Raw genomic sequence first — 18711 nt, 5'->3', positions numbered from 1 at the left:
CTCTTACTCGATTATACATCAAAGCCGAACAGTGACAGGCACCGCTGAAATTTGTCGAATTAAAAAAATCGCAAAGTGACAATGATGATTCATGTCACTTTGCGATTTTTTCCCCGTTAAAAGTACTTGGACATTATTCCTTTTATTTGCTGCGAATCCAAAACAATCTCTGCGTTGTTTGCTTTTAGGATATCATCGTACATGGTTTGACCTACACCGTGTAATTGGTAGTACGTCAATTGTTTGTTGGGATTAAAGTCTTTTACCGATAGACCAAGGCTTAGCATATCGGATGTCGACATATTGGTTGCTACAACAAAATCCGGGATTGATTGGATCAATGAAGGCAGTTTTGTTAGATTACTTGGATCTAACGCCTTTTTTGCAATTCCCTTCATCGCCTCTTCTTGCAATTGTTGGCGGCCATATTCTCCATTTTTTAGTGAATAGCGTTCGTGCACTACCTCTGTCACCATTTTTCCATCGAAACGATGAGTGCCGGCTTGGATCACTTTATTTTTATTTTCTTTATACCATGGATGGGTTAAGGTCACATTGAAAGGAACATGCATATCAATGCCGCCTATAGCGTCCACCATCGATTGGAAACCCCAATAATTGGTTTCTACATAGTAGTTAATCGGAACCCCAGTAAGTTCTCCAACTGCTTTGACGGCCGCCTCTACGCCTGCTTTTTTTCCTTTTGTCGCCTGCATGATATATTGGACACTTGTCAGTTTTGTGTAGCCATAGCCATCTAAATGAACCCGTGTATCACGCGGAATACTGACTGCATGGTATTGATTCTTTTGTAAATCGACATGGACGAGCATCATCGAGTCAGAGTGACCGGCTTTATCCCCCTTTCTCTGGTCAGATCCTATTAATAACACGTTAAACACACCGTTTTTTGGCGGTTTTACGGTTTGATTGGTATTAGCTGAACTAACCACGGGGACATTTTTGAAATGATTTTTGGGCTGCAATTGTTGATACCCAATAGCAAGGGCTGCAATCGCAATCACCATAACACCCAAAATACTAAAACCAACGATTTTTCGTTTACTTTTACGTTTTTTCTCCATGATTTCCTCCATTGTATAGGACTAGATTAGGAAACTATAAAATATATAAAACAAACCCAAAGCGGTATGCTGATCAAACAACCCCAGAATAAGCCTTTAAAAAAGTAATTTGGCATTAAACCGTCTACCTTCTTTCCATTGCCTATTAGGGTATTATAAGTAGAATATTTTAAAAAAACATAAATCACAAATTAAACTTTCATTAATCCCCTGCAAGGTTCGACAACTTTTTTATGGAAATAATGGTAGAAATCTTTATATATCAAAGGTTTTAGTGATTCTAATCAAACGTTTGTTTAAAGAAAAATTTGCTCGAGGATTGTCCTTTTACGACAGATATTAAGAAGAATGGCTAAGAGCTATCTTTAATGATGCTATATAAAGAAAGCTCACCTATAAAAATATAAGTGAGCTTGAAGAAATAGAAAAAATATATTATTTTTCTTTATATTCTTTAACAAAATTTTTCTTATGAATAAAGTCCCGCTCTAGTTTAATCCTATTATTCTCTGTTTGAAAGAGTACGGATTCTACTGCAGGCTGAACAATAATATTGTCTAAGTGTACTGTTGTGCTTTTTCTGCCGCGTATTGAAACAGTGATTGTATTACTGCCTGCATTCAGTTCAGCAAATTTTCCAACCTTCACAAGTGTTAAATAGTCTGTGTCAGGTGAATCGGCAACATTAGAACTTCCAACCAGATTGTTATTTACATATACATCTACGAAAAGGTCACCTTGAGGGAGATGTTTCTTTTCAACTGCAGCATATAAAATAACATCTTCTTTTTTATTGCTATTATATGTTGTTTGGAGACTGTCCCCAGGAACCAATCCTACGATGTCGCCGCTATAGGATGCGTCACCCGTCCATGTGCTTTCTGGTTTTATGATTTGCGGATTGCCATTAGACGTTGAGAACTGCTCTGCTTCTAGCACAGAGTTTGTATGTCGCTTGGTTGTTTTTGCATATAAATATTTTTGTGCATCTGGGAGGTTACGGATGGATTGTAAAGCCATTAAAGCTTCAATCGTGGATTCCGCACCGGAATTCATATTCACTTTTTTCGTCACCCCGTTAATGCCATCATAGCCTCTGCCGGTGTTTGGATCATACATCACAAATTGTGCATCATTGTTTCCGGTAAACCAGGATGCGGCTAAACCTGCATATTTTGCATAGGTTTTATTATGGGTCACCTTTGAAAGTTCAGAAAATCCTTGTACAAGCATATCGACTCCATAAGCAATTTGTTCATCCTTTGCCATGGTCGGAGCCATTTCTTTTATCATGCCCGTAACAAGAATATGAGTAAACAGATAATCTGCCTCTTTTTTAGCGGATTGAATCCATTTTGGTTTATGTAAAACATTACCCGCTTTCGCTAATGCGAAGGTTTGTGAGCTTCCCCAGGCATGCCATAGTGTTAGTGATCCGCCCCAATCAAGATGTGCACTGTATGGATATTCATCAAAACTACCGAACTGAAACTTTGTTAACCCTTCCCCAATCTTGATCATAGAATCTTTTACGACAGGGTTATGGTTGATAGAATAATATTCTGATAGTCCCAATAAGGCATTGGACATCGCATCGAATCCATCAATCCAGGCAGGAACCTGATATCCATGAATCGTTGTATATTCTCCGTATTTTTCGTTTAATTTCTTTTGAAGAGCTTTGTTTGCAAGTAAAAAGCTATTGTTTAATTCTTTTGCAAATGCTGGATCGGCTTTGCTGAATACTTTATATCCATATCCTAATGCCCAGGTTCCTCTTGCTGCCCACCAGTCAAATGATTTTTTGCTGGTAGAACCCGTCTTATTAATCGACAGATCCTTGTTGATGAAGTTATAGAACTCCCCATCCTCAGCCTGCATGTACATGACAAAGTTGAGAGCGTTTCTTGCTTTTTCAAGAGAATCCTTATTTTTTGTCTGTACATAGTCATTTAAATAGACGATTGTGGCATGGGCGACATCATCTACACATGCAATTCCTTCTCCCGATGCATCTACCCATTGATAGTTAGGATATTCAGAATAAATATGGGTGAAGAGCATGTCTTTTCCATCAATCGTGACTTCTTCATTAAGAAAATTGAGATGAGATAAATTGATGTTGATTCCTGGATTTTGTGTTTCCTTAGCAGAAACTGGAGATACAAAAGATAATAAAAGAATAAGAGAAAGTAAAATCTTGATTTTCTTCAAAAAAACCACTCCTAAATAAAATGAATTTAACTCATTGATTTCTTGTGGCCCTTTGTGTCGAATCACATGATGTACTAACTGAGAGGGAGTGTCAGATCCATCCTCCTTTCAAAAATGATTGCAAGCGTTAACAAAAAGGGATGTTTCATTACATAAAGAGACTTTGTAACGTTACCATATGTTAACAAAAAACATTATAATTCTTGTATATTTAAAAAGTCAAATCACTTTTTTGAATTTTCAAACTATTTTGAGGGCAAAATAGAGTTGGTGAGGGTGGGAAGACCAATAAAAAAAGCCTGCTTTTTCTTAAAAGCGGGCTTTTTTATCGAACTCAAATTACTCTTTTTTATTTGAAGTCGATTCTCTCACAATTAACTTGGTTGGCAATAGGATTTCATGAACTGGTTCAGCTTTATTCTCCATCCGCCAGCAAAGCTGCTCAACTGCTTTGCTGCCATAGTAATTTAAATCGATATCCATCGTGGTTATTTTTGGGATGGCAATTTGGGATAGCTGCCCATTATCAAAGCTGCAGACAGAGGCATCTTCTGGCACTTTAAAGCCCTTTTGCTGTAATCCTGATGTGACAAGGAAGCCAAGTCCGTCATTTACAGTAAACCATCCTGAAGGCTTAGTCGACAGGCTGTCGAAAATATGATGGATTCCCTCTTGATCTTCCTGGGCATTTGCAAAAATAAACTCCGGATTTGGTTCAATTCTATATCTTTTTAAAGCGAGTAGATAGCCTTCTAATCGTTCCTGGTAGCTAGGAGAAATGTCCACATTGCCGACAAAGGCGATGTCACGATGCCCAAACTGGATTAAATGTTCAACTGCCGTATAAGCACCAAATCGATTATTCGTTAAAATCGAATCTGCCTGCAGATAGGGGGAGTGATGGTCAATTAATACGGTAGGAATACCCGTGTCGATTATTTTTGCAATATAATCTGTGCTGATATGAGATAAAATTAAAATTCCATCCATCTCATGATTGGCTAGCAAGGAGGGAAGCTGCAGTTTCTCTTTTGCTTCCTGATTAATGGATTCAATAAATAAATTCATTCCTCGTTCTCTTACTTCTTTTTCAACGCTTAAGTAAATTTCACCGAAAAAGCTTTTGAGGGAAAAGGCGTATTCCGAAGCGATTAAGGCAATATTTCTAGGGTTCTTTTGATCAAGTTGATTTTGTTTCCTTGTTGTTGAATAGCGATAGCCAAGTTCCTCAGCTGTCATTTGAACAAGACGCCTTGTTTCCTCACTTACTCCTGGTTTCCCAGACAATGCTTGAGAAACCGAATTTTTCGATATATTTAGGTGGTCTGCGATATCCTGCATGGACACTTTTTTATTCATATCTAAATGTTCTCCCTTTATTGATCACGATCAAGTCAATTTACATAATTTATTTTGTAATTATATTGTAACGTTACAAAATGGATAATTCAACATTATATTAAAAGATTAATTAGGGAAATTTTGTTTTGTTTTTGTAAATTTTTCTTAAAATTATGTTTGACATTACAAAATCACGGTGTAATAATGTAATTGTAATGTTGGTTATTGCATTACAGAATTATTTGTAATGATAAAATCGTTTTAGAAGTGAGGGATTTTGGCACATATTCCATTTTTAAAGTTCATTACACTTTTTATTTTACTTTTTTTTAAAAGACAATGATAGCGCTGCCAATCATTTTTTCGCGGATCATTGGATTTCAGTTTTTATTAGATTACTAGTTTGAATGAAAACAACATTTTTTCAGATCAAATTGCTAAATTTGGTAATGATATTTAATAATCGGAGGGGTTAGGATGAAAATTAAAAAAGTGGCGTCTGTATTGTTTGCAGCTTCCCTTACTCTTGGCGGACTGGCAGCTTGCTCTACTGGAAACACCGATACAAAAACGGCAAGTTCAAAGGATGGGGTAACAACCATTGATTTCTGGGCTGCACCAAACCCAACACAGCAAGTGTATTGGAAGGAAGTAGCTTCGGAGTTTACGAAAGAAAATCCTAAAATCAAAGTGAATGTAAGTCCAATGAAGGAAAGTCCAACATCAGAGGCAAGTATTCAATCAGCCATTGCAGGGAAAAGTGCTCCAACGATGTCGGAAAATATTAACCGCGGTTTTGCGGCCCAATTGTCTGATAGTAAAGCATTGGTACCTTTAGACACATTAGATGGTTGGGATAAAGTAAAACAAGAACGTCATATGGAAAACACGATGAAGGGCTGGGAGTTTGCTGACGGTCATCAGTATGTACTGCCAATCTACTCCAATGCGATGTTATTTGGCTGGAGAATCGATATTTTGAAAAAGCTAGGCTTTAATGAGCCGCCAAAAACCTATAGCGAAATGTTAGATGTAGCAAAGAAATTAAAAGAAAAATATCCGGATAAATATGTTTGGGCGAAAGCAGACCTTGCTGACCCAACTGCATGGAAAAGATGGTTTGACTTCTTCATGCTCTATGATGCGGCTTCCAATGGTAACAAGTTTGTCGAAGGAACGAAATTCACAGGTGACCAACAAGCCGGAGAAAAAGTACTTGGTTTAATGAACGATCTTAATAAGGAAAAAGCTTTATTAACAAGACAAGCAAAAGATCCATTTGAATCTGGATTAGGGGTATTCATTGATGTTGGTCCATGGACGATTCCATACTGGGCAGATAAATATCCTAATATGAAATTTAACGAAACGTATACATTAACTACGCCGCCAGTTCCGGATGGTATGGATACAACAAATGTTAAGACATTTGCTGATACAAAAGGTCTTGTCATTTACGCTTCTGCAACAAAAGAACAACAGCAAGCAGCAATGAAATTCATTCAATGGGTGTATTCAAATCCTGATAATGATGTGAAATGGCTTGAAAAAACAAGCTTGCCACCTGCTCGTGATGATTTAACAACAAATGATGCCTTTAAAGCGTTCTTTGATAAAAACCCAGCATTACAACCATATGCTGCAGCCGTTCCAAATGCGATTCCGCCAATGGATAACGCAAAATACAATGATATTCAGACCTTAATTGGTCAACAAGCTTTCAATCCAGTTGTAAAAGGTGAGAAAGATCCGAAAGCTGGATGGGAAGATATGCAAAAGGCAATTGAGGGGGCTCTTAAATAATGAGCACAAAGCAAGGAAGGTTGGGCTGGCTATTTGCCAGTCCTTATCTTATATATGCGGTCGTATTTTTTCTCATCCCACTTGTGTGGTCCCTGTTTTTATCGTTTACAGATTGGAATTTAATTGCACCGACGTTTAGTTTTGTAGGAATTGCAAATTATGCCGCAGCCTTTAAAAGTCCGGGTGTGCAAAGTGCATTTTTCGTTGCGTTTAAATTTATGGCTTTATTTGTGCCAATGGTTGTGGCTTCATCGATTATTGTGGCTCTAATCATTCATGGATTGCCAAAATTTAAAGGCGTGTTTTTAATCGGCTTCTTCCTGCCGTATTTAGCTTCCGGTGTTGTATCATCGCTGATCGTAAAAGGGATTTTATCCTACAACAGTCCGGTGAATGAATTTTTGCGAAAGTCTCTTGGCTTGGATATTGACTGGCTCGGTACACCTTTTGCCGCACTGTTCGTCGTGGCGCTGATTATTGCATGGAAGTTCACTGGATACTATGCCCTGATTTTAACATCCGGTTTTGAAAGCATTAGTAAAGAAGTCTATGAAGCGGCGCTAATTGATGGAGTTAACCCATGGCAGCGTTTTTGGAAAATTACCTTTCCACTCTTATACCCTGCATTATTTACGGTGTTAATCTTAGCGATTGGAGTTACCTTCGGGATCTTCACCGAAGTGTATCAATTAACAGGCGGCGGACCAGACTTTGCAACCAATACATGGCAAATGGAGATTTTTACACGTGCATTTTCAAATCTTCAAGCAGGCTATGCTTCTGCTATTGCGATTATCGCTTCCGTTGTCACGTTTATTTCCATTTTCATTATCCGAAAACTTTTAGAATTGTGGGGGAAACGAAATGGCTGGAGCTAAGAATAAAGGATTGTGGTTTCGTTACCTGATTGCCATTGTTCTCTTATTGATTATGATTTTTCCTTATATTTATATGGTCTTGAATTCTTTTGCTGATTGGGATCAAGTGGATAAAAAACTGTTTCCGACTCATTTCACAATGAAATCGTATCACTGGTTGTTAGCTGGGGGAGAAGCGGTTATTCCAAGACCTTGGCTACATGCATTTTTTAATAGCTTTGTCGTTTCAGCTGTATCTACACTTTTGATGATGGCCACTGGGATTATGGTGGCCTATGCGTTAGCGAAAATCCAGTTTAAAGGTAGGGATACAATCAACAACGTCATTCTTTTTCAAATGTTCTTCCCGGCGATCATTCTATTAATTCCAACGTTCCTAGTCATTCAACGCATTGGAATGTATGACTCTTACTGGGGAATGATTTTGCCGAAGGCCGTTAGTTTATGGGCAGTATTTATGTATACAAACTTCTTCAAGGCAATACCGGATACATTTATTGAAGCGGCGAAATTGGACGGGGCTAGTGATCTGCAAATTATGTTCAAAATCGTCATGCCGATGTCTAAATCGATTACAACGGTTATCTTCTTGTTCTTGTTCATGGAAAGATGGACAGAGCTTTTATGGGATATGTTGGTGGTAAAAAGCGATAATATGCTCACACTGAATGTTCTCTTGTCGCAAATGTTCGGTCCATATGGCGGATATCCAGGTCCGATGTATGCGGCATCTGTATTACTAACACTACCAATTATTATCATCTTCTTGCTATTTGCGAAAAAGTTCCAAGAGGGAATGCAGTTTACTCTTAAATAACAGAAGTGGAGCCTTTATAAATGACGAAGTGGTGGAAACAATCCGTTTTTTATGAAATTTATATGCCGAGCTTTAAGGATGGAAATGGGGATGGAATCGGTGACTTTGCCGGAATTTCCTCCAAGCTTGATTATTTAAAAGACCTGGGAGTCAATGGCTTGTGGCTTACTCCCTTTTATCCATCTCCCAAGGTCGATAATGGCTATGATATCGCGGATTATTATGAAATTGATTCGGATTATGGCACGATGGCTGATTTTGAGGTTTTTATTAAAGAGGCTCATCAGCGGGGGATTAGGGTGATTGCTGATTTAGTGTTGAACCACACTTCTTCTGCGCATCCATGGTTTCAAGAGTCTAAGTCATCCAAGGATCATCCGAAACGGGATTGGTATTTATGGAGGAATGAGCCAAATAATTGGGAATCGTTCTTTGGCGGCTCTGCCTGGGAATATGACGAGACGACGGGGCAATATTATTACCATGCTTTTGCTAAGGAACAGGTCGATTTAAATTGGACCAATCCTGAAGTGAAAAAGGCGATGTTTGACGTCATGAAGTTTTGGCTGGAAAAGGAAGTAGACGGCTTCCGTCTGGATGTAATCAACTTTTTAAAGGTGAATGATTCTTATCAAGATAATCCGTATGTAGGTGAGGAACAAACTCACTTATACGATAAAGACCAAGAAGGAATTTTAACGACTATTGAAGAGATTGCAGCGTTTGTGCATCAATATCCTGATAAATTCCTTGTTGGCGAGGTAGGTTCCGAGGACCTCGAGATTTTAAAACGCTATTCGGGGCTTGAGTCTTTGGATGTCGTGTTCAATTTTAATATTGGCAGTGTTGAAACGTTTGACAGTGAGCGGATTTTCCGCGGGTTAGTGGCTACGGAGGAGGCGTATCGGGAGGATCAGATTCCCACTCTATTCTTTTCCAGTCATGATATGTCGCGGTTTATTTCTAGATTTGGCGGTGATTTGGACAGGGCTAAGTTAGTGGCTGCCCTGATGCTAACAGCTAAGGGCGTTCCGTTTATCTACTTTGGTGATGAAATTGGCATGAGGGATTGGGTGACCGATGATATCAACAAAATGAAGGATGTTCAAGGGTTAATGGGTTATAAGCTGGCATTGGAATCGGGCAAAACTTCTGAGGAAGCATTGCGGGTCGCCAATGAAAAGAGCCGTGATAAGTCACGTACTCCGATGCAGTGGGATGAGAGTGAATTTGTTGGGTTTTCTGATGTTCCACCGTGGATTACGGTTCCGGATGATGCTCTTGAGGTCAATGTCGCGGATCAGTTAGATGATCCAGATTCGATGCTTTCTTTTTATAAAAGCTTGCTTGGGCTACGGGGGGAACATGCTTCCTTACAAGTAGGAGATTATGAATTTCTTCGGTATGAGGATGGAATGATTTCCTTTGGTCGAACCGATGGGATTGAAAAGGTAATTGTGTTGTTGAATTTTTCGGACGTGGTGAGAGTGGTTGACGGTTTGGGAGAGAACTTGGAGTTTTTGTTGTCTACTAAGCGGAATGATCTTGAACTGGGTGAAGGGATTACAGTTTTTGAAAATGAGGCGTTGATTATAAAGGAGGTTTTATCAAGATGACCGTTTTAACGAAAGGGAATGTTAAGACCTGTGAACAACTGTTAGAGGAACTTTCTTCAAGAGCCCTACCGGCAAATGCCGAGAAAATTGTATTTGCTGGCATTGGTGAAAAGGATGTTTATAATATTACCGCTCCGTTTGAGGATCAAGGTAAAAAGGTGATTGCGGGCCGGGTTGAATCACGTGACAGTGAACAATCGGAAGTATTTTTCTTTGTTGAGCGAAATGGCGAGTGGGTTCCGAGAGAAGGTGCACCGGTATTTGCTTTGCAGGATCCTTTTTTTACAAGAATTGCGGGCGAGCTAGTCTTGGGTGGTGTACAAACTTTTCCACATCCAACACTTGAGGAAGCACTTGGCTGGCGGACGGTTTTTTATAAAGGGAAGTCGATTGCCGATCTACGCGAATTTGCTAAGGGTCCAGACGGGATGAAGGATCTTCGACTTGTTGAGCTTAAGGATGGAAGTATTGGAGTGTTAACAAGGCCGCAAGGGGAGAAAGGCGGCAGAGGGAAAATTGGTTGGACACGTATTTCCTCTTTAGCTGAATTAACGATTGATGTGATTAATGGAGCTCCGTTGCTGGAAGGTCAATTTATAGATGAACAATGGGGCGGTGCCAACGAGCCGCATTTGTTGTCAAACGGCTTAGTCGGTGTGTTAGGGCATATTGCTTCATTTGATGAGGAAGGTAATCGTCATTATTATCCAATGGTATTTGCGCTGAATCCTGATACCGGTGAGTTTTCCGATATCGAGTTAATTGCGACGAGAAGTCAATTCTTGCCGGGACCTTCGAAGCGTCCGGATTTGGTGGATGTCGTGTTTAGCGGCGGATTGGTTCGGAATGGTGACGGCACTGCTGATGTTTATGCAGGGATTAGTGATGCGGATGCGCAGAAGATTAGGATTGTGGACCCGTTTTTGAAGTTTGAAAAATAATCATGCTTTTTCGTTACGCAGATAAATAAGTGAGTAACGCAGATAAAAATGATTTTACGCAGATAAATCATGATTTTTCGCAGATAAAATGATCATTAACCAATATTTTTATTAAAAGGAGTCTATAAAAATGAACGTATATCGATATGAAGAGAACCCGTTAGTTACTCCAGCGCATGTTTCGCCGCATCGCCCAGATTTTGAAGTAATTGGTGCGTTTAATGCAGGCGTTACCACTTATAATAATGAAATTATCATGCTGCTTCGTGTGGCAGAGCGTCCGATTAGCGAAAATCCTCAAATTATCAAAGCGCCAATTTATCAGCCGGAAACAAATGAATTGGAGATTTTAGAGTTTCGTTTAGACGATCCGGCCTATGATTTTTCTGATCCACGTGTAATTCGGATGAATGGTGAAAACCAAGGGTTTGCCTATTTAACTTCTTTATCCTATTTACGGATTGCCAGAAGCAAGGATGGCGGCCACAATTTCTCAATTGATGAAAAGCCATTTGTCTATCCGTCTAATAAGCTTGAAACGTTTGGAATTGAAGACCCGCGCATTACCAAAATAGAGGATACCTACTATATCTATTTTAGCGCCGTGTCACCTGTTGGGGTTGGAGAGTCCCTGGTTTCCACAAAGGATTTTGTGACGATTGAGCATCATGGGATGATTTTTGCGCCGGAAAACAAGGACGTGTTAATTTTTCCAGAAAAAATTAACGAAAAATATTATGCAATCCACCGCCCTGTTCCGAAAAGTACGGGGGAGCCAGAAATGTGGATTGCGGAATCTACCAATCTCTTACACTGGGGAAATCACAAGCATTTATTAGGTTTACGTTCGGGTATGTGGGATAGCGCACGCATGGGTGGAGGAGCAGTTCCGTTTAAAACGGAAAAAGGCTGGCTTGAGCTTTACCACGGAGCATCTAAGGACCACCGCTATTGTATGGGTGCGGTTTTACTAGATTTAGAGGATCCTACAAAGGTCATTGCCCGCTCTGATAAACCAATTCTAGAGCCGGAAGCTGATTATGAAGTAGAAGGATTCTTTGGAAATGTTGTCTTTTCCTGCGGAGCAGTTGTTGAAGGTGATGTGGTCAAAATGTTTTATGGAGTGGCCGATACATCTATGGCTTGTGCAGAGTTAAGCGTACGAGAAATCCTTGATTCTTTGACATATTTTGAATAATTTTTTTAGTGCCAAAATCAGTTTCCCCGATTTTGGCCTTTTATCTGAAAAAACAAGGCAGGTGACATGGCAATGTTGTTAAATCAAAACTGGAAACTGCGACATTTTGATGTTGGGGCTGCTCGAGACCTTGAAGTAGCTTCTCCTGAATATATTGATTATTTTTGGATGACCACCAAAGTCCCTAGTGATGTTCATTCTACCTTAATAGAACGGAATCTAATTGAGGATCCCTTTTTCGGTCATAATGATCTGAAATGCCAGTGGGTGGAAGAAAAGGTTTGGTGGTATCGGAATACGTTTGAATTCAATGAAGAACTTTCCAACGGTGTCCGCTATGAGTTAGATTTTGAAGGACTGGATACCTTTGCTACCGTTTATCTGAACGGAGTTGAGCTCGGCTCAACTGATAATATGTTTATCAGCCATACCTTTGAAGTGACACGGGAGCTGAAGCAAGGAAAAAATACTTTAGCCGTTAAATTTGACCCCGTTCATGTGCATGTGAAGGAGAAGGTTCAATATTATTGGTCCGGGTTTAGTAAAAAACGAATCTGGACACGAAAAGCACAAAGCCATTACGGCTGGGATTGGGGTCCGCGCTTAGTTGCAGCGGGGATTTGGAAGGATGTTCATTTAAAGAAAATAACCATTGCCAAGATTGATCATGTTTTTGCGAAGACATTATCCATTTCTTCTGAAAAAGCGATTGTCGAAGTGGATGTTGAAATTACTAAGTATATGAAAGAAAAAGATTATGAGATTCAGGCGAGCTTAACGCATGGTGATGAGAGTTTTTTAGCTAATGCAAAGGTTAATGGTAGAAAAGCAACGGTCATTTTAGAGGTACCGAACCCGAAGTTATGGTGGACCCATGATGTAGGAGAGCCGTATTTGTATCAATTAAAGGTTGAATTGCTTGCCAATGGTGAGAAGATTGATGAATCCCGTGAAAGCTTAGGAATTCGCACGATTGAAGTGCAGCAGACGGACGAAGCGGGAAATCCTTCTTTTACGTTTGTATTAAACGGAGAAAAGCTTTTTGCCAAAGGTGCAAATTGGATTCCGATTGATAGTTTCATCGGAGCGGTACCGGATTCCCGGTACAAGCATTTAATCAAGATGTCTAAGGATGCGAATATGAATATGCTGCGCGTTTGGGGCGGCGGCATCTATGAAAAAGACGTCTTTTATGAAGAATGTAATCGACTAGGGATATTAGTCTGGCAGGATTTTATGTTTTCGTGCGCGCTTTATCCTGATTATAATAAAAACTTTATGGTAAATGTTCGGAATGAAATTGATCAGGTGGTAAAACGGCTGCGGAATCATCCTTGCTTGGCGATCTGGTGCGGCAACAATGAGAATGATTGGCTGTATGAGGCGCTTTATTCATCGGGTGAAATCACGCATCCATTCTACGGTGAAAAAATCTATCACGAATTGATGCCGGAATTGTTAGAAGAACTTGATCCAACAAGATTGTTCTGGCCAAGTTCACCTTTCGGCGGAAATGATCATAACTCAAGAGAAGTGGGTGACACCCATAATTGGCAGGTGTGGCATGGAAATATTGAGCCAAGAACGTTTGGCGAACCGCAAAGAGTGAATTACAGTATTGAAGGTCTGTCCTTTAAAAATTTTAAAATTGATACTACTCTTTTTGCAAGTGAGTTTGGTATGCACGCCTCTTCTAATCGATATACTTTAGAACGGAATATCTCTAAAGATCAATTTTTCTGGGGCAGTGAAGAAATGGCGTACCGTAACAAGGATATCCACCATCCAAAAGGGATTCTGTTAATGGAAGGATATACAGGGGCTCCAAAGGATTTAGAGGAGTATATTTCTTTTTCCATGTTAACTCAGGCCGAGGGCTTGAAATATGGTATTGAGCATTACAGGCGTAATAAGCCTCATACAAGCGGGGCATTGTTTTGGCAGTTAAATGACTGCTGGCCGGGTACCAGTTGGTCTGTGATTGATTATTACTTGTTGCCAAAGGCGTCCTATCATTATGCACGGAAATTCTACCGTCCGATTCTTTTAACGCTTGATCATACGCCAGGAGAGGATATGGGCATTTGGGTTGTGAATGATCGATTAGAGCCTTACCAGGACGAAATTGAATTGGTTGTGATGGACTTTAATGGAAAAAGAGCGTTTTCGAAGGAATGGACCGTTGGGATTGAATCCAATGTTTCGAAACAGGTGGATGTAGTCTTGGAAAAAGACGTACTAGGGGGACTCTTGCCAGAAGAGGCTGTTATGGTGATCCGCTCTAAAAATCAATTAAACTATGAAAATATTTATTACTTCCGTGATCAAAAAGATTTGAATTTGGGAGAGACGGAATTAAAAGTTTCAATTAATCACCAGACGAACGAGTTGACCATTTCTGCTAGTTCGCAGGCGCGAATGATCACGATTGAAATGGATCTAGAGCAGCTGGTGATGGAGGATAATTTCTTCGATTTGTTAGCAGGAGAATCGAAGACCATTAACGTGGAGCAGGCTCAAGGGAAGGCAATTCCTTGGAATACGTTAAGAGTTAAAGCGATTAATAGTGTAAAGACCATTTTAGAAGAGGGGTGAGCAAGATGAAAGCAGCAGTTTTACAAGGAATCAAGAAAATGGATGTATTGGATTGGCCAAATGGCTCACTTTCAAGTGGAGAGGTCATTGTAAAAGTGAAAAGCTGCGGAATATGCGGAACAGATCAGCATATTTATCATGGTCATCCTGGTTCAGCTGAAGTTCAACCGCCAATTATTCTGGGTCACGAATTGGCCGGAGAAGTGGTGGAAATCGGAGCGGATGTTACCAATGTTCAAATCGGTGACCGTGTTTCGATTGATCCAAATATCTATTGTGGAGTGTGCGAATATTGCCGCAGTAACCGTGCTCATCTTTGCACCCAGCTTCAGGCGGTTGGTGTAACAAGAAATGGCGGCATGGCAGAGTTCTGTACCGTACCATCAGTGAACTGCTACAGAATTCCGGATGGGATGACTTTTGAAGAAGCTGCACTTGTCGAGCCTCTGGGTTGTGTGTTGCATGGTTTTAAAAAGATTACCTTGTCGCCCTTAAGTAATGTGTTAATTATTGGTGGCGGCTTTATTGGACAATTGTTTTTGCAATTGGTGAAGGGGCAAAATGTTCAATCTATTACGATGAGTGAACCAGCTGAAAATAAAAGAGAGCTTCTTTATAAGTTTGGTGCGGACAAGGTAGTCCATCCTGTTGATGCGATTGATCTTCATGTGGATGTAGTCATTGAATGTGTTGGCAGACCTGAGAGTATGGAACTTGCAGTTAAGTCGGCGGGAAAAGGTGGTCAGGTTTTACTTTTTGGAGTAGCGGCACCTGAAACAAGGATTTCCGTGTCTCCATTTGAAATTTTTTCAAAGGAGCTTACCATTAAGGGTTCATTTATTAATCCGTATACTCATGATGAAGCGATTTCACTAATTTCCAAAAAAACCGTCGATGTTCAGTCACTTATTACCCATCGATTTAAAATGGAAGAGCTTCCGGAGGTAATGGCTAATTATCCTCAACTTAACGTTTCAAAGGGAATCCTGATTCACTAAATAAAGTTGTCGGCCTTGTGCCGGCTACTTTTTCAAAGGGAGAATCTAATGTTTTCTATATTTAAATCTTTTTCAACAGAATTGAAGTTTTACTTGTTGATGAATTGCTTTTTTTCATTTGGCGGGGCGTTATCAGGTGTGTTTCAAAGTGTTTTTCTATGGAAACTAGATAAAACTTATTCACTCCTTGCCCATTATAGTTTGTATTGGTCGATTTCTATTATTTTTTGCTTCGGGCTCTGTGCATGGATTGCAAGGAAGACAAGCCCGATGATTACCATGCGTCTAGGATTTGTTTGTTATCTGTTAACTTATTTAATTATGCTTATCTTCCATGATACATTAGGTGAGCATATCATTCTATTAGGCAGTTTGACGGGGTTAGCCATGAGTTTATATTATGTAGGAGTGCATATGGCTGTCTTGGATTTAACAACGAATGATAAGCGCGACCAGTTTTTATATATTCAAGGAATCTTGCTTACCATTGGAGGAGTAATAGGACCGCTCCTAGCTGGCATCCTAATTTCTCAATTTAAAGGGATGACGGGGTATTATATTGTTTTTATTGCAACATGTGTTTTCTTTTTTATTTCGTTTTTGGTGTCTCTAAAAGTGAAGGGGAACCCGGTTGCAACGAAAAGTTATTTTTGGGATGTTATCCGCTCTCCATCACAAGAATGGAAGAAAATGTACAAGGTTATGTTTGCTGATGGAATTGTGTCAGGTGTTTATACAACTTTTTTGATTACGATGATGACGTTTAAGGTAGCGGGGGGAGAATTAAGTTTAGGGGTCTTTAATACAGCTGCAGAAATTGTTTCGATAATTGCTTTCGCAGTACTTGCAAAGTTCTCGAATCCAGATTATCGCATCACCATTTTTGCTATTGGTGCCGTTAGTATATTCTTAAGCTCCTTATTGCTTTCGGCTCTTCCAATTTTAATCTCGCTCATTATTTTTGCCATCATTCAGCCGGTTTCCATGAATATGATCACTACCTCGATGAATGCCATGATTTATGAATCGATTGAAAAGGATCCTGAATATAAGAAAAGGCGTTTGGATTATATCATCATTCGAGAAGTTCCTCTTGGGGTTGGAAGAATCATTGGCGTATTTCTTTTTCTAACCATGAAAAAGTATTTCGATATTGAGCAACTTCTTATGATATCCTTCAGTCTATTTCCAATTGTTTATGTCATCATGATACCGTTCCTAAAGAAGGTCAATGTGGTACCTGCCACCAACCGGCTGTAATCAGATTTCGTAGTAAGGAGGAATTTATATGTTAGGTGCAATTGAAGCAGGCGGAACTAAATTTGTTTGTGCTGTTGGGGATGAATCGGGGAAGATCGTTGAACGAATCCAGATTCCGACAACTGTTCCGGAAGAAACGATGGCCGCGGTTATTGAGTTTTTTAAAAAGCATCCTGTAAAGGCCATTGGGATCGGTTCATTTGGTCCAATTGATGTGAATAAAGATAGCCCTACTTACGGGTTTATTACATCCACACCAAAAAGCGGTTGGAGGGATTTTCCGTTTGTCCAAGCTATTAAGGATGAATTTTCGATTCCTGTTGGATTTAATACGGATGTAAATGCTGCTGCGTTAGGAGAGAGCACTTTTGGAGCTGCAAAGGGCTTAGATAGCTGCTTGTATATTACAGTTGGTACAGGAATTGGGGCAGGTGCGGTTGTACAAGGGAGGCTTCTACAGGGGCTTTCCCATCCTGAGATGGGGCATATTCTTATTAGAAGGCATCACCAGGATGTATATCAAGGAAAATGTCCATACCATAAGGACTGCTTAGAAGGTCTTGCTGCAGGACCGGCTATTGAAGAACGCTGGGGTTCTAAGGGGAATGACTTAGTTGATCGGTCAGAGGTATGGGAGTTAGAGGGGTATTATCTTGCCCAAGCTCTTATGCAATATATTTTGATTCTCTCTCCGAAAAAGATTATTCTTGGTGGTGGAGTAATGAATCAAAAACAAGTCTTTTCTTCTATTTATCAGTACTTGCCGGATTTCCTGAATGAATATGTGGGATTACCGGAGTTATGTGATTATATCGTTCGTCCCGGTTTAGGGGATGCCGCGGGAATTACTGGCTCCCTCTTGCTTGCACATCAGGCACTTCAAGAAGAACATCAACGTTAAAAGTTAGAGAATGGCTGGAGGTATAAATGTGAAACCATTATTTTTAAAACCTGTTTTTAAAGAACGAATTTGGGGAGGCACTGCCTTAAAAGAGGAATTTGGCTATCAGATTCCAAACGATCACACGGGGGAATGCTGGGCGATTTCCGCTCATCAGAATGGACCTTCTATTATAGAAAATGGACCGTATGCTGGTCTGGCTTTGAACGAGCTATGGCGTGAACATCCTGAATTATTTGGGAATCCAAAGGAGGAAGTTTTTCCTCTTTTAACGAAGATATTAGATGCGAACATGGATTTATCCGTTCAAGTTCACCCTGATGATTCCTATGCAATGGTAAATGAAAATGGGGAACTGGGGAAAACAGAGTGCTGGTATATTATCGACTGCAAAGAAGATGCCGACATGATTTTCGGTCATAATGCCCAATCAAGAGAAGAATTAGTTGGAATGATTGAAAAGGGCGAATGGAATGATTTATTGCGAAGAGTCAAAATCAAGCCTGGTGACTTTTTCTATGTGCCAAGCGGGACGATTCATGCATTATGTGAAGGTACGCTTGTTTTGGAAACACAACAAAGCTCTGATACAACGTACCGGGTATATGATTATGACCGCAGGGATGCAGAAGGGAATCTACGCGACCTGCATTTGGATGAAGCAATAGAAGTTACCACGGTCCCACATCAAAATGCTGTGACAACTCCAAAAATCGAAGAGCGCGAGAATGCGAAGATTACCTCATTCGTGGAATCAGAGTTCTTCTCAGTATACAAATGGGAAATTAGCGGTCAAACTACTTTTTCCTTTACAGACAAATATCTGCTCCTAAGTGTGATTAAGGGAGATGGTACATTAATTCATAATGGAGAACAATATCCTTTGAAAAAAGGAACCCATTTCATCGTACCGGTTGGATTTGGAGAATTTGAACTAGAGGGTCAATGTGAATTGATTGTTTCACATACTTAATGTGGTATTCAACAAAATTCGGGTGGTGCCTGGCACCACCCGAATTTTGTCGAGCCTATTATATAAATCCTATTGAAGATGAAATTTTCTA

Annotated in this window: 14 protein-coding genes; 11 read left to right on the top strand and 3 right to left on the bottom strand. The window is 39.9% G+C overall.

All coding sequences use genetic code 11. The annotated features are described in order from the left end of the window. Positions 1–116 precede the first annotated feature (116 nt). The 3 genes from RCG21_RS00790 to RCG21_RS00780 form a co-directional block, all read right to left on the bottom strand. Entirely contained in the window at positions 117–1085 is a 969-nt protein-coding gene (locus RCG21_RS00790) for an LCP family protein (protein WP_308912730.1), read from the bottom strand. A 435-nt stretch (positions 1086–1520) separates the two neighbouring features. After that, entirely contained in the window at positions 1521–3299 is a 1779-nt protein-coding gene (locus RCG21_RS00785) for a carbohydrate-binding protein (RefSeq protein WP_308912729.1), read from the bottom strand. A 339-nt stretch (positions 3300–3638) separates the two neighbouring features. Next, a complete protein-coding gene (locus tag RCG21_RS00780; protein ID WP_308912728.1) occupies positions 3639–4658 on the bottom strand; it encodes a LacI family DNA-binding transcriptional regulator in 1020 nt (339 codons plus the stop codon). A 459-nt stretch (positions 4659–5117) separates the two neighbouring features. Between RCG21_RS00780 and RCG21_RS00775 the strand changes: the two genes are divergently transcribed. From RCG21_RS00775 to manA, 11 genes are all read left to right on the top strand, one after another. Further along, on the top strand, positions 5118–6443 hold the full coding sequence (locus RCG21_RS00775) for an extracellular solute-binding protein (RefSeq protein WP_308912727.1): 1326 nt from the start codon (positions 5118–5120) through the stop codon (positions 6441–6443). Beyond that, positions 6443–7321, top strand: coding sequence for a carbohydrate ABC transporter permease (locus RCG21_RS00770; RefSeq protein ID WP_308912726.1), 879 nt, complete (start codon positions 6443–6445; stop codon positions 7319–7321). The genes RCG21_RS00775 and RCG21_RS00770 overlap by 1 nt, the downstream gene beginning before the upstream one ends. Then, a complete protein-coding gene (locus tag RCG21_RS00765) occupies positions 7308–8138 on the top strand; it encodes a carbohydrate ABC transporter permease (RefSeq protein WP_308912725.1) in 831 nt (276 codons plus the stop codon). The genes RCG21_RS00770 and RCG21_RS00765 overlap by 14 nt, the downstream gene beginning before the upstream one ends. A 20-nt stretch (positions 8139–8158) precedes the next feature. Further along, positions 8159–9754 (top strand): alpha-glucosidase, encoded by a 1596-nt coding sequence (locus RCG21_RS00760; protein WP_308912724.1) that lies wholly within the window; start codon positions 8159–8161, stop codon positions 9752–9754. Continuing rightward, a complete protein-coding gene (locus RCG21_RS00755; RefSeq protein WP_308912723.1) occupies positions 9751–10695 on the top strand; it encodes an MTP-1 family protein in 945 nt (314 codons plus the stop codon). Before RCG21_RS00760 ends, RCG21_RS00755 begins: the two co-directional genes overlap by 4 nt. A 130-nt stretch (positions 10696–10825) precedes the next feature. After that, positions 10826–11893: a BtaManbiosPhlase gene (locus RCG21_RS00750; protein ID WP_308912722.1), complete on the top strand. Its 1068-nt coding sequence runs from the start codon at positions 10826–10828 to the stop codon at positions 11891–11893. A gap of 72 nt (positions 11894–11965) precedes the next feature. Next, a complete protein-coding gene (locus RCG21_RS00745; RefSeq protein ID WP_308912721.1) occupies positions 11966–14488 on the top strand; it encodes a beta-mannosidase in 2523 nt (840 codons plus the stop codon). Between the two features lie 5 nt (positions 14489–14493). Then, positions 14494–15486: a zinc-dependent alcohol dehydrogenase family protein gene (locus RCG21_RS00740; protein WP_308912720.1), complete on the top strand. Its 993-nt coding sequence runs from the start codon at positions 14494–14496 to the stop codon at positions 15484–15486. A gap of 48 nt (positions 15487–15534) precedes the next feature. Continuing rightward, positions 15535–16746 carry an MFS transporter gene (locus tag RCG21_RS00735; protein ID WP_308912719.1) on the top strand — a complete coding sequence of 404 codons (1212 nt, stop codon included), beginning with the start codon at positions 15535–15537 and terminating at the stop codon, positions 16744–16746. Positions 16747–16774: 28 nt separating this feature from the next. After that, positions 16775–17647: an ROK family protein gene (locus tag RCG21_RS00730; RefSeq protein WP_308912718.1), complete on the top strand. Its 873-nt coding sequence runs from the start codon at positions 16775–16777 to the stop codon at positions 17645–17647. A 10-nt stretch (positions 17648–17657) separates the two neighbouring features. Beyond that, positions 17658–18620 (top strand): mannose-6-phosphate isomerase, class I, encoded by a 963-nt coding sequence (gene manA / locus RCG21_RS00725; protein ID WP_372512541.1) that lies wholly within the window; start codon positions 17658–17660, stop codon positions 18618–18620. Positions 18621–18711: the final 91 nt, after the last annotated feature.

The organism is Bacillus salipaludis, assembly GCF_030938565.1.
GTDB lineage: Bacteria > Bacillota > Bacilli > Bacillales > Cytobacillaceae > Neobacillus > Neobacillus salipaludis_A.
This window is presented reverse-complemented; position numbering and strand designations above follow the sequence as displayed.